At 62.6% G+C, this 13,164-nt stretch carries 12 protein-coding genes; all 12 read right to left on the reverse strand.

Features of this window, described 5'->3' with window-relative positions; genetic code table 11:
• Positions 1–6 precede the first annotated feature (6 nt).
• The 12 genes from CRO39_RS00915 to CRO39_RS00965 all read right to left on the reverse strand — a co-directional run bounded on the left by CRO39_RS00915 (position 7) and on the right by CRO39_RS00965 (position 13,001).
• A complete protein-coding gene (locus CRO39_RS00915; RefSeq protein ID WP_097119999.1) occupies positions 7–672 on the reverse strand; it encodes a MarC family protein in 666 nt (221 codons plus the stop codon).
• Positions 673–688: 16 nt separating this feature from the next.
• A complete protein-coding gene (locus tag CRO39_RS00920) occupies positions 689–1,903 on the reverse strand; it encodes a hypothetical protein (RefSeq protein ID WP_097120000.1) in 1,215 nt (404 codons plus the stop codon).
• A gap of 221 nt (positions 1,904–2,124) precedes the next feature.
• Positions 2,125–4,443 (reverse strand): arylsulfatase, encoded by a 2,319-nt coding sequence (locus CRO39_RS00925; RefSeq protein WP_202926293.1) that lies wholly within the window; start codon positions 4,441–4,443, stop codon positions 2,125–2,127.
• 128 nt (positions 4,444–4,571) lie between these two features.
• Positions 4,572–4,934: a hypothetical protein gene (locus tag CRO39_RS00930; RefSeq protein WP_202926292.1), complete on the reverse strand. Its 363-nt coding sequence runs from the start codon at positions 4,932–4,934 to the stop codon at positions 4,572–4,574.
• A gap of 49 nt (positions 4,935–4,983) precedes the next feature.
• Positions 4,984–5,475 (reverse strand): YidH family protein, encoded by a 492-nt coding sequence (locus CRO39_RS00935; RefSeq protein ID WP_097120003.1) that lies wholly within the window; start codon positions 5,473–5,475, stop codon positions 4,984–4,986.
• Complete coding sequence (locus CRO39_RS00940) at positions 5,472–5,819, reverse strand: DUF1622 domain-containing protein (RefSeq protein WP_097120004.1); 348 nt, start codon at positions 5,817–5,819, stop codon at positions 5,472–5,474. The genes CRO39_RS00935 and CRO39_RS00940 overlap by 4 nt, the downstream gene beginning before the upstream one ends.
• A gap of 3 nt (positions 5,820–5,822) precedes the next feature.
• Positions 5,823–6,791: a formylglycine-generating enzyme family protein gene (locus CRO39_RS00945; RefSeq protein WP_238394582.1), complete on the reverse strand. Its 969-nt coding sequence runs from the start codon at positions 6,789–6,791 to the stop codon at positions 5,823–5,825.
• Positions 6,792–7,235: 444 nt separating this feature from the next.
• Positions 7,236–7,640: a hypothetical protein gene (locus CRO39_RS20330; protein ID WP_141400666.1), complete on the reverse strand. Its 405-nt coding sequence runs from the start codon at positions 7,638–7,640 to the stop codon at positions 7,236–7,238.
• Positions 7,641–7,764: 124 nt separating this feature from the next.
• A complete protein-coding gene (locus tag CRO39_RS21355; protein WP_097120735.1) occupies positions 7,765–7,929 on the reverse strand; it encodes an SEC-C metal-binding domain-containing protein in 165 nt (54 codons plus the stop codon).
• A gap of 317 nt (positions 7,930–8,246) precedes the next feature.
• Entirely contained in the window at positions 8,247–9,548 is a 1,302-nt protein-coding gene (locus CRO39_RS00955) for an aminotransferase class V-fold PLP-dependent enzyme (RefSeq protein WP_097120005.1), read from the reverse strand.
• Positions 9,523–11,925 (reverse strand): TonB-dependent receptor plug domain-containing protein, encoded by a 2,403-nt coding sequence (locus CRO39_RS00960; RefSeq protein WP_097120006.1) that lies wholly within the window; start codon positions 11,923–11,925, stop codon positions 9,523–9,525. The genes CRO39_RS00955 and CRO39_RS00960 overlap by 26 nt, the downstream gene beginning before the upstream one ends.
• A 350-nt stretch (positions 11,926–12,275) precedes the next feature.
• Entirely contained in the window at positions 12,276–13,001 is a 726-nt protein-coding gene (locus CRO39_RS00965; protein WP_102047681.1) for an XAC0095 family protein, read from the reverse strand.
• Positions 13,002–13,164: the final 163 nt, after the last annotated feature.

Raw genomic sequence — 13,164 nt, forward strand, 5'->3', positions numbered from 1 at the left:
AGCTCGTCAGCCGGCAACCTTGGTCATCAGGACACCATAGGACCGAAGAAACTCCACCAGACCGTTGAAGAACATCCCCATCCCCATCGCCGAGACGAAGAAGCCGGTGATGCGGGAGGCGGCATCGATCCCTTTCGGGCCAATCTTTTTCAGTATCGGTCCGGCATAGGCCAGCGACAGATAGGTGACCACCATGGTGGCCATGATCGCCAGGATACTGATGGCATAGGTTTCCAGGGTGGCCAGTGTCAGATGCATGGGAGTTGCCATGCCGATCAGCGTGGCGATACCGCCAGGGCCGAACATGATGGGCATCGCCAGTGGAACGAATGCCATATCCATTCCGTCTGCTTGCCGACTGCCCGCGGTGGGAATAAGCCGGCCCTGCGACGGTGCGAACAGCTCAAAGCCGATACGGGTAAGGATGATGCCGCCCACCACCTGCACCATGCTCAGCGAGACGCCGAATGCCTCCATGACCAAGGTTCCGAACAACAGGAAAAACACCATCAGCCCCATCGCGTAGAGGCACGACTTCTGGGCAACCCGGCGGCGCGTCTGCCGATCCTTGTCTGCCATAAGATTCAGGAAGACGGGGATGGCCTCCAGAGGATTGATGATGGCCAACAGAGTCAGGAACAGGCTGACGAAGTGGACGATGAACGGGTTCAAGACGGCTCCTTTGCTGTCAGAACATCATGCCCAACACGCGCTTGACCAGTTCGGCGAATGGAATGACGGTCAGCACCAGCGGCAGGAAAGGTGTCGCTGTCGCCGCGACGAGTTGGAGCAATGTGCGCAGATCGAAAGCAACCGGCCACATCTCGCGTACGATGTCGCTGCTGCCCGCCAGGTCGGCCAGCGACTGGATATCGGCGCTGCCGACCAGCGGATCGCCAGCCGGCACATGGCCGCCTTGCAGCCATTTACGTTCGAACTCACGTACATAGGTGGTGGCCAGCGCGCCGTACTTGCGCAATCCCACACGCCGCGCCTCCATCAGGTCGGGCGAGAAGAACAGCAAGGGCACCACGACCATCGCCACCAGCAGGATGACCAGCACCACGATCTCGTTGCGGAACTCGAGCGCGTCGTTGGCGCCGGTCAGCACGCGGCTGAAGATGATGCCGGAGACAACCACACCCTGCCCGAACAGCACCGGCATGAAGCCGGACACGCTTTCGCCCAGGAAGCCCAGACCGCCGGCACGGTCGGGATGGGTGGCTTTCAACTCCAGCGGGAGCCGCGAAACCTGCCAGAGGAAGCGCCACCAGAGAGCCAGCCGGAAGTACCAGCGTAGCAGCAGGAACTGGAATATGGGCGCGCTGATGTGGACGAACCACCACCCGGCACGGTTCAGGTCGATGCGACCGGCATCGGCGCTGGCGTACCAGGTGTCGGTCTGCAGCGCCAGACCATGTTGCCAGACCCATGGCCCCAGCAGAAACACCAGCGCAAGCAGTGCGATTTCCGCGGCTATCGAGTTGCGCCAGCGCATTGCGCCGGCGATGGCTTCCTCGAATCGAGGCATCGATGCTTCGGCCACGATACCGCGTTCGCGGAATTGCCAGACGATTTCCCGCACCCGCGCATGCACCATAAGTTCCGCAAACAGCAGGATCGGCAATGCGACCAGGAACCTCGCATAGGTTTCCACATCCTGAAGGAACGGCACGACCACGCCGCTCACGGCGTTGCCTTCGGCGACAGTCAGCGCCAACAGCGGTAGCCAGGCCAGCGCCGGAATCACCAGCATACGCCGGTGCACCAGATCCAGCGGCGGCCGAACCAGTCGCGTCTTGAGGAACAACCGGTACAACGGCCCGCCGACAACCAGCGAAAAATCCCCGGTGTCGGCTGCCGTTGCGATGCTGCCATCTGCGGTGGTTTTTGGCGGTTTCATCTGCAACCTGGCAACGAAGGCAGGGAATGCGCAGGGAGATCAAGATGCCGGGCTGAATCCGACAGCTTCCTGCGACGCTTCACGAGCCTCCTCGGGAAGGCCGGACTCGCCCCATACCCTTTGCAGGCGCAGGACGAATCCGGATGCGGCAATCTATGACAAAAGAGCTGCGGCGATGATTACTTCCCAGTGCCTTGTGAGGTATATGGAACGACCGCTCTCTAGGCGGTTACATACCTCACATGCACCTGATCGATGGTGCCGTTGAACTTGAACGGCACCTTGTCGCAGTAGTCAAGAGACACCGGCGATCCGAGCGCTTTTCCGATGTCAAGGCAATCGTTGGCGGTGAACAACAACGGCGCGCTTACCGGAACCGTTCCTTCGGCGAAGAGCTGGCCGTTTGCTTTCAAGGTCACCTTCAGCGGACCGGCAGGCTTGAGCTCGACGTAGGCGGTCTCGACTTCGATCTTGACCTTGCCTGTCGGCAGTTTGTCCTTGGCGCGAATCTTCGTACGCTGGATCAGGAACAGGTTGTACTCGTAGCAGAGGATGCCGTCCTCGACGAAACATGTGAGGCCACCGGAGTTGGAACCCAGTTTGTAGAGCACGCCGTTGGCGTCTTCGGGAATGTCGGCATCGATGGTGACCACATTGGGCTTGTTGCCGAGCGCCGGCGCGCAGAATTCAGGCATGCGCACCGTGCTCCCCGAGAAGGTCCACTCCTTGTAGGGAGGTGCGATGCGCATCTCGGGATGCAGCGCTACCACCCACAGCCCGCCACCGATCGGCAGCACGTTGTTCTTTGTCGCTTCAACCAGGAAGATGTCCTTCATCTGCGCCACTTTCTCCGGCATCTTCGCAGCCAGATCGTTGGCCTGGCTCCAATCCTCTTCCAGGTTGTAGAGTTCCCATGTGTCGGCATCGGGTGTCCACTCGTGGATGCCCGGAGGCAGGCCGGGCAGCCACGGCGTGCGGGGCCCGAATGCCGATGCCATCCAACCATCATGGTAGATGGACCGACTTCCCATGATTTCGAAGTACTGCGTCAGCAGCCTGCCTTTCGCCTTCGAATCGTCGAACGAATACGCGAAGCTCACGCCATCGATGGGGTCCTGGGGGATGCCGTTGACCACCGTGGGCGGAGTGATACCGATTACCTCGTAGATGGTCGGCACCAGGTCGTTGCAATGGTGGAACTGGGTACGTGGGGTGGAATCAGGCTTGATCTTCGCCGGCCAACGCACGGCCATCGGATTGCGCGTGCCACCGAAGTGCGAGGCCAGAAGCTTGGTGCCTTTGTAAGGCGTGCTTCCGGCCCAGGCCCAGCCGGCGTGGTACTGGTTATCGGTCTTGGGCGAGCCAAGCGCGTCCAGACCGCCGAGTTCCTCGAGCGCTGCGATGTGTTGGTCCACCGTGGTCGGAATTCCGTTTTGTGCCAGCAGCTCGCTGATGGTGCCGTTCTGCCCCTCCGACGACGAACCGTTGTCGCCCCAGATATAGAACACCAGCGTGTTCTCTGCGTAGCCGAGCTTGTCGATCTCATCGAGCAACCGACCGACCTGCACGTCCACATGCTCGGCATAGCCGGCAGCCACTTCCATCAGGCGGCGCTGGAACGGCCGCTGGTGCTCCGGAATGCTTTCCCACGACGGCATCGTCTCGTGCCGCGGCGTCAGTTGCGCATTGGCGGGAATCCATCCTTTCTCTTTCGCCCGCTTGAATACGCGTTCCCGGTACGCGTCCCAGCCATCATCGAACTTGCCCTTGTATTTGTCCGCCCATTCCTTCATGACATGGTGCGGGCCATGGATCGCGCCACTCGCCCAGTACATATAGAACGGCTTGTCGGGCTGCATGCCCTTGTGCTTCTGCAACCAGTCGATGGCGTCGTCGGCCAGGTCTTCGCTGAGGTGATAGCCCTCTTCGGGCGTCTTCGGCGGCAGCACTACCGTGGTGTTGCGCACCAGATTGGGTTCGTACTGCGATGCTTCGCCAGCGAGAAATCCGTAGAAGTACTCGAAGCCAAGCCCTGTGGGCCAGCTGTCGAATGGACCAGCGACGGTCGTCTCTTCGGCCGGAGTATTGTGCCACTTGCCCCACGCCGCGGTGCAATAGCCGTACTGTTTCAGGACCTCGGCCGCGAGTGCGCTGCTTTTGGGTATGTGACCGGAGTAGCCGTCCCAGTCATTGGCCAGTTCCGCGATCTGGCCGTTGCCGACGCGGTGGTGGTTGCGGCCGCTCAGCAGCGACGCACGCGTCGGCGAGCACATCGCCGTCGTGTGGAAGCGGTTGTAAGCGATGCCTTCCTTGACGACACGATCCAACGTTCTGGTCTGGACTTCGCCGCCGAACGTAGTGGGAAGGCCAGGGCCCGCGTCGTCGATCAGGATGACCAGGATATTGGGCGCATCTTCTGGCAAGTGCCGCTCTTTCGGATTCGGCTTATAGACCGACTCCTGCATGGTGCGTCCGGCGATGCTGCCCGACCGTTCGCGCGGGAATGGTAGAGAATCCTGCTTTGCAGTCTTTGTGCTCATTTCCTTGCTCCTGATGATTTGACGACAAGACAACCTTCCGGAAACAGATAGCTACGCTCAAGACCGATGCCTGATCTCCCAGCCCGCACGATGCAAGATGACTTCTTCACATCTTCGTGAGGGCGGCATCAGCGGTCGGCATTGCGCACTTTCCTGTGCGCGATCCGTGTGACCAATCCGCGCAGAATCAGGTAGGGCAGGATCGCCAGCACGAACGCGACGACGATCGCCTCGCCCGGATAGACAAAGCGCAGGACGATGACCTGGTAGACAACGTCCAGGATCAGCGCCAGAACGAACACCTTGCCGACGCTCTTCCATCCGTCCTTGACCATGTCCCTGCGGTGGACCGGGTCGGTCAGCAAACTCCAGAAGTACGGCGGTTTTCCGGCCTTGGCGTCTTTGAGCCCCGAGACGACCGCAAAGACCGAGGCCATGACCGGTTGCAGAAGCAGCCTGAACTTCATCGGCCCGCTGACGCGGTCGGTCAAGTTTTCGACGAATCGCATCCACATCTCGTCCATATCGGAGTCCTCGGGACTACTGCTGAAGGAACAGCCAGGCCGAGGTAAATCCACCGGCCAGGATCAGCAGCACCGTCAGCATGATCACCGCACGATGAAGCGGCCTGAAGATCGCCTGCTCAATGTCCCGGTTGACGTGCCAGTAGCGGTACAGCGACCACGCGATAAGCGCCAGACCGATGATGACCATGCCGGCACCGGCGTGCTCGGAACTGCGCAGCATTGGCCCGGTCTGGTCAGAGGCCAGTTTTCCGTGTTCCTGCAGGAACAGGCTGAAGCGGTTGATGGTGATGCCGAAGCCGATCAGCGATATCGATGTGCGCAGGTACGCCAGGTGCGTACGCTCGTTGGCCAGGTGCGAGCGCAGGTCGGCCAGTCCGGTGCGCTTGATCGACAGCTTGGTGCGGTGCGTCGACAGCAAGGTCGAGGCGGTGCCGCTGTCTTTTCCTTGAATGGAACTGGCCAGCTCCTCGGGCAACCCGGGGTCGGGCGACTGCGTCGTATTCATGAGGACTCCTGGGTCAAGCTTGCGGCCTCGAGGTCGCGTTCGAGAAAGAAATTGAGGAAAGTGCGTATCACCGCTATTGCGCCGAGTTGGCCAATGGCTTCCCAATCCGGAGAGATGGCGGTGCGTACAACGTCGGCGGCCAGCATGAATTCCAGACCCAGCAGCAGCCAACGCGCCAAACTGAGCCAAGCGGCGCGGCGCATTCCGTGGGTGACGCGGCCACGCAATAGCGGCCACAAGGAGCGGTAGGCCGCTTCCAGGCCGCCGACCGCGACGACCAGAATGGAAATCGCTTCCAGCGCCAGCGCAACGTATGTCGCGATATTCTTGAAGATATCTTCCACGGTCTACGCTCCGCGGATGACACAGCGGAAGCCAAGATGCGAGGTGGACGTATCCACCGGCTGCGACAGGCGCGCGGCAGGACGATAGCGTTGGCAGTAGTTCGGCGCGCACAGGTGCGATCCGCCCTTTATCACCTTGCGTGGAATGCGGACGTGCGGCTGCGCAGGATCATAGCTGGCGTCCTGCGTACCGCCGCGAGGATTGTTGGGAATGCAGCACGCCTTGGGCGCAGGTTCGGCGTGGCGCGGGCTATACCAATCGCAGGTCCATTCCCACACGTTTCCGATCATGTCCGACAGACCGTACGCATTGGCCGGGTAAGCGCCCACCGGCGAGGTGCCGGCGTGACCATCGTCGGCAAGGTTCTGCCAAGGGAAATCGCCTTGCCAAGTGTTGGCCAGATGCCGTCCGCCCGGAGCCAGCTCATCACCCCAGGCGAATTCGGTATCGCCGCCAGCACCCCGCGCCGCCCATTCCCACTCGGCCTCGTAAGGTAGTCGCTTGCCCACCCAGTCCGCATATGCCTCAATGTCTGCGTATGCCAAGTGCACGACCGGATGGTCGTCCAATGCGGTGATCGAACTGTCCGGACCTTGCGGATGCCGCCAGTTCGCGCCCGCTACGAACTGCCACCATTGATAGGCGTCTCCCAAACTCACCCGGCCCGGCGGCGGCACGAACACCGCCGAAGCTGCCACCAACATCTCCGGATCCGCGTCGGGATAGTCGGAAGCATCGGGAGCCCTCTCGCAGAAGGTGACGTAACCAGTTGCCTCGACGAAATCCCGGAACTGCGCATTGGTCACAGGAGAGGCGTCCATCCAGAAACCATCCACCTTGACCGGATGCGCCGGCGCCTCTTCGGGGTAGTGGCGGTCGGATCCCATCCGGTAGGTGCCCGGTGGAATCCATACCATGCCGGGCAAGCCGGCGAAGTCAGGAGAAGTGGCGGCGGTCGACTGCGCGTTCATCGGCGTTCATCCCGAAGTGAATCGATTGCACTACCCTGGATTTGCATGCCGATGATGCGGAAAGTAAACGGTGCGTCGTGCATCGCTATCGCCACCTCAGTTGTAGGATTACCAAGCCGCGGCTCAGCGGCGTTGGCGAATCGGTGGTTATCGGCAAGCCCCCCATAGCGCACGCGCCCCGTCCGATCGGCCGAAACAGCAACCAACAGCTATGCGCATCCCAAAACCGGGAATCACCGAAGAGCAGTGCGGTCTTGCGCGTTGACGGAAGCCATCATCCTGCCCCCGCTATACGCCTGCCATTGGACCTAGGGCGTACCGCTTGTTCTTGGCCAAACGCTTGGCAGGGGAAACCCACATGCCCTGGCTGTCGCCAGTGGTAGCCGGCGCATTTTGTTTCAGGTTAGCAACCTGGCCGACTCAAACTTCACCGCCCAGGCGGGATCATGACTGACTACGTGAATCATGGTGCGCTCCAGCGTGTTTGCGTAACGCTTTCGCTAGATTCTGTCCAAACAATGCTCCGATCCCTACAGCGGAAAGCGAGGTGGCAATAGGCACAGCGTTGCTTGAAACGAGATCTGCATACGTCAGGCCAAGAGGGAATCTATGCACGTAGTAGATCGCAAGTGCCCAAAAGACCGTGTATACGGCCATGGCGATGGGTGCGAAGTGGGCTCGGCGAGCGATAAATCCTCCGCAGGCGGCTGCAAGCAAGCCGAGTAGTGCGGTGGCAAATTGTGGCGAGGCATGGGCGGTTGACGCCGCGGCCGTGACATGCAGGTCCAGAACACTGCCAAGCGCAATAACAATGGTCAGCATCGCGACGGTGCCAATGACTATGCGCATGACTGTATCCTTTGATTTCGACCTAATCATTGTCTGCCTTGCCACGACAGCGCCACACCCTCCACAGGGCGTGGCGCCGGAGACGCCTAACGGAAGTAGTCATGGCGGTTGATGCCATCAAAAGCTACCTGAAACCAGGCAGCACCGCTTGAAACGACCTCCCAGAGCCGCAGGGGCAGGGATCGTTGCGGCCAAGCTTTTCGCAAAGTTCTTTGTCTCCGTGGACGAATCTGCGCCCCTTCTTGACGTTGGTCTCGGACGGGAATCCTTTGCGGCGCTTGCTCGTTATCTCAAAAGGAAGCCGGGTTGTGGTTGTGACGCTTCATGGGACACCTCCTATGTTGCCCGGAATGGGCTGCGGCATTGTATCCGGAAGCTGGCCTGACGCTTGAATCAGGAGGTCGACCCACGAAGCGGCTTCGGGTCGAAATGGAACCGCGCCTTTTGCGCCGGAGCGGTGTTGCAGATCCGCGCGATACCACACGGTAGCGCTGTCGTTTGCGCCTTGCCCTGGCACAAGATCCATCGGGTTGATCTATCCCAACAAGCGTCGAACACCGCATCAGCTTCCAGGAACATCGGAGACGCGGCCCAGACCAACGGTTCTCAAGCCGTCGCGGCAATCTCCCGCAACGCCTCGACCAAGCGGTCGATCTCGTACTCACGGTTGAACAGTGCCGGCGTCACCCGTACGCACGCGCCTGAGGCCAGGCCGTCGCGATGCACCACCTGGATGCCGTAGGCATCGTGCAGGCGCATGGACAGTGCCTGGTTGTCGGCCAGCGAGGTCCGGCCGCGCAGACGGAACGCGGCGATGGCACTGTGCAGCCGCGGATCATCGCCGCCGAGCAGTTCATAGGCTCCGGTGGCACGCGCCGCATCGACCCAGCGATTGCGCAGCGACAGTAGACGCGCGCGACGCGTCGACATGTCGATCCGGGCATGCAAGTCCAACGCCTCGGGCAGGGCCATGAACGCGGCAAAGTTGGCCGTGCCGGTATGCACCCGCGCCTGTACCGAGCCGTGCGGGTCGGGCTCCCCCATGTACGGGTCGATCCGTCCGGCGCAACCGCGGCGGATATACAGTCCACCCACGCCCACCGGCGCGCCAAGCCACTTGTGGAAGTTGACGCCGACAAAGTCGGCGCCGAGCGCGGCCACCTCCAGACCGACCTGGCCGATGCCATGCGCGGCATCGACGATGACATCGATGCCGCGCGCACGTGCCAGCGCTGCAATCTCGGCCACCGGCAGCAGCAGGCCGTTGCGATGGCTGACCTGGGTCAGCAGCAGCATGCGCAGATTGGGATGACGCTCCATCGCCTGCGCGTAGCTGTCGATCACGCCCTGCCAGGTCGCTGGTTCGGGCAGGGCGATCTCCACCACCTCCACGCCGCGGCGCTGCCGCAACCAGCGCATCGCGGTGATCATGCTGTCGTAGTCGACATCGGCGCAAAGCACCGCATCGCCAGGCTGCAGCCGGTTGTAACCGCCGATCAGGGCGTGCAGCGCCTCGGTCGCGTTGCGGGTCAGCACCAACTCATCGCTGCCGATACCGAGCGCTTCGGCCGCCCGCGCCTGGGCGGCCCGGTAGCGTGCGGGGTACTCACCCCGGGCGAACGACGCGCCTTCGCGATTGACTTGCGCAAGATAGCCCAGGTAGGCCTGTTCGACAGGCCGCGCCATCAATCCCCAGTAGCCGTTCTCCAACGGCACCGGGGAGCGGGCGACGTCGTACAACGCCGCCACCCGTGCCCAGGCATCGGCCGGCACCAGCGCATCGATCTGCGTGCCGGCACCGGCACGGATACCGCCGGCAGCCGCGACCAGCGGCAGCGCGGCGGTGGCCTGCAGCAGGCGGCGACGCGCCGGATCGGCGGACTCAGAAGCGGTAGTGCAACTGCGCATGGACGTTGCGGCCATCGGTATCGTAGGGCGCATTGCGCGAATAGATCAGACCGCGGCTGGCCTGGAACACGGCTTCGTCGGGATAGCGGTCGAAAAGGTTGTCGGCGCCGATCCGCAATGACAACGCGGCGCTGGCCTTCCAGGTCACCGCCAGGTCGAACATCAGCATGTCGCCGAAGTCCTGGAAGATCTCGCCGGTGCTGTTGCCGGTCGAATCGGTCCACTTGCCGTAGTAGCGCGCGCGTGCCATCCATTCCCACCGCGACTGGCCCAGCGTCGCGGACAGACTGCCCTTGTTACGCGGCAGGCGGTCCTCGAAGATCCGCTTCTGTGCCTCGTTGGTGGCCAGCGCGGTGCTGCCTGACGTCACTTCGGTCCGGTTGTGGTTCCAGGCCAGGGTCATGCGCAGATCACCCAACGCCAGCTGGCTGCGGTGGTTGGCGACCAGGTCGACGCCGCGGGTCACGGTATCGAAATCGTTGGTGAACCAGTACACCGAGGTGTAACGCATCGGATTGGACATCGACGCCGGCACCTGCTGGGAGGCCGACGTGCCGAAGCGGTCGTCGACCGCGATCCGGTATAGATCGAGCGAGCCGGAAAATCCGCCCGGGCCCTGCCAGGCCAGGCCCAAGGTCAGCGATTCCGATTCCTCCGGCTGCAGTGGTTTGGCGCCCAGCGCCTGCGCGATCGGATCGTCGGGCGACAACCGGCCAGTGTTGAACACCAGCAGGGTATTGGTGTCCAGGCCCTGGGTAGTGGAGGTCGAATACAACTGACCGGGCGTCGGCGCGCGGAAGCCGGTCGACCAGGCGCCGCGCAGGGCCAGCCCATCGGCCATTTCCCAGCGCGCCGACAGCTTGCCGTTGAGGCTGTCGCCAAAACTGGAGAAGTCTTCATAGCGAAGCGCACCGCCGAGCGAGAAGCGCACGCCCAGCGGCACTTCGACATCGACATAGGCGGCGCGGCTGGTCTGGTCCCAACTGCCGGACTGGGACGGACTGAAACCGGGTGCGCCGCTGGCGTTGGGAGCCAGACCGGCCGCCGCGCCGGGACCGACCGCCCACGATGCGGCGTCGCCCTGGCCGACGGTATAGGTTTCCTTGCGATGCTCGGCACCGAAGGCGACATTGACCGGCGCCTGCAGCGTCGCCAGTTGCCACGGGTAGACGAAGTCCAGATTGAGGTTGGTCTCCTTCTGCTCCAGGTTGCCCAGGTAGAAGTCGGTCGGACTGTCGGGTCCGAGCGAGCCGTTGAAGGAATTTCCCAGGGTGTAGTCGATGCTGCTGCGGCCATGGCCGACGCTCGCATCCCAGCTCAGATTGTCGCCAAGGAGGCCGCGCAGACCACCGAGCACATGCAGGTCCTTGGATTCGTTGCCATACTGCGGCGAGAACCCGACCGGATAAATCGTGCGCAGGTCGAAACCCGGAAACACCGTGGTCTGCCGGTACAGCTCGCTGTTGGTATCGGGGTTGCGCCAGTTGAAGTCGCTGAGCCCATCGCTGGTGCCATACAGGCCGTAGCCGTACAGCGTGGTGTAACCGCCCAGCGACAGGTCGAGATTGAAACCGAACTTGCTGCTTTCCAGTTCCGGCTGGCCCCAGCGCTGCACCGGGTTAGGCACGTCGAGCTCGGGATGGGCCTGCTGGAAGGCGATTGCATCGGGCCGCTGACGCGAGCGCGAGGTGGGATCGGACTGGTTGTGGCTGGCGAACAAGCGTAGCGTCCCACGTTCACCGAGGGCGAAGCCGTAGCCCACATCGCCGCCCCAGGCACGGCCGTCGCCTGCGCTGTACTCGGAGGTGTTCAACGTCACGCTGCCTCCGACGCTGTCGTCGAGGATGATGTTGATCACGCCGGCAATCGCATCCGAGCCGTATTGCGCCGCGGCGCCATCACGGAGCACTTCGATGCGCTTGATCGCCGCAGCCGGGATCTGAGCAAGATCCGGTCCCTGCGCGCCGCGCGCGCCAAGCAGGGCCGAGCGATGGAAGCGGCGGCCATTGACCAGCACCAGGGTGTGATCGGGCGATAGTGCGCGCAGTGTTGCCGGACGCACAAACACCAGACCGTCGCTCATCGGAAGGCGCTGGACCACGAACGAGGGCACCAACTGGGCAAGGATGTCGTTGACATCGCTGGACTCCACCGCGCGCACGTCGTCGGCCGTAAATACATCGATCGGCACCATGGTGTCGAACTGGGTGCGGGTGCCACCGCGGGTACCGGTGACGATCACCGCATCCAAATCGGCGGTGGCCGGTGCGGCGGCTTCGCCGGAGGCGGCAGTTTCGTTGGCGGCAAACGTCGGCGCACAGATAGACATGGCCGAAAGCGCGGCAAGGACCGCGCTGGCAAGGGTGGTTGGTCTCATGGGCTCAAACAGTGGGGAAGGGATGCGGAAGCTTCCGTGCCAAACCGCAGCGCGCATGCTGGACTGCGCTGTTTACCTGCAGATGACAGCGACGGCAGCGCATGCACCTCATGCTGATCTCACCATTGATTGCGCGGATTACCGCATGTTCGGCTCAGAGACCATCGCCAGCGGCCCGGCCGGCCGCCAAGTCTTCGGTACGCCGTGTTTGCGAGGATCACGCGCCTATCATCATCACCCGCGGTGGCCAGCAGGCCGTGAGCAACCCGGCTGCGCAGGTCGCGAACAATCCAACGTGCCGGAGTGTCGGCCCGGACAAGCCGGGCCGACGGTGGAACACGGCAGGCGCGTTACTGCAGCGTCCGGTTCTGGCCATAGTGGACGCTGGGTTGTACCCCTGGCCTTGCGGCCGGGCCCGCATAACCCGTGTCGTACACCGCCCGCGTTTCGCCCACGCGGTTCAGCGGACGCCGCGACGGCCCGAGTGGCTGGTCTTCCACCTCGTCCAGGATGGCGCGCACGGCTTCCACCCCGTCATAGATGGCCTGTCCTATCAGCGGCAGCGTGCGGTCGGCGAACTCGGCCTCGTGGCTGCCTGCCACCACATCGCCGTGCGCCGAAATGGTCTGAGTCAGAAGGTCCAGTGAATCAATCTGGTCCAGGGTAACGCCAAAGGAATAACGTTCGGCGACCGCGACAGAAATCTCCTGCAACTTCTCAGGCGCATCATCTTCGTCTTCGTCTTCGTCTTCGTCCTCTTCCTCTTCCTCTTCCTCTTCCTCTTCCTCTTCCTCTTCCGCAGTCGCTTCCACGTCCGCCGTCTTCGCCTTTCGCTCTGCAGGCTGCGACACCTCTTCCAGCAACAGCTCAACCTGCTCTGACAGCAACGCCAGGCAGACCGCAAGCTCGCCCATGCGTACCTCGGGTGCACTCTCGTCCGCCTCGTCCGACGTGCGCGGCTGCGCCAGCCGGGACAGGAACTCCGTGTAATCGCGCAGCTTATTCAGCCGGAACTGGCTGTTCTCCGGCAGGAAATAACCGGGCATGTCCATCTCATTCGAATCGAATTTCGACATCGTTGCGTCCTCTTTCCATGAAGTGACCCGCAGCCGAACGGCGACGGGAAGTCGGGAGGTTAGAAACCGCTAACAGTCGGCGGGCGTATTCCCCCGAAGGGTGTTGTATTAGCCGCCCTCCCGACGCAGGCATCGCGTCGGCTTGCGCCCGAGGATTGGGCAC

It is taken from the genome of Pseudoxanthomonas wuyuanensis, assembly GCF_900215535.1.
Lineage (GTDB): Bacteria > Pseudomonadota > Gammaproteobacteria > Xanthomonadales > Xanthomonadaceae > Pseudoxanthomonas_A > Pseudoxanthomonas_A wuyuanensis.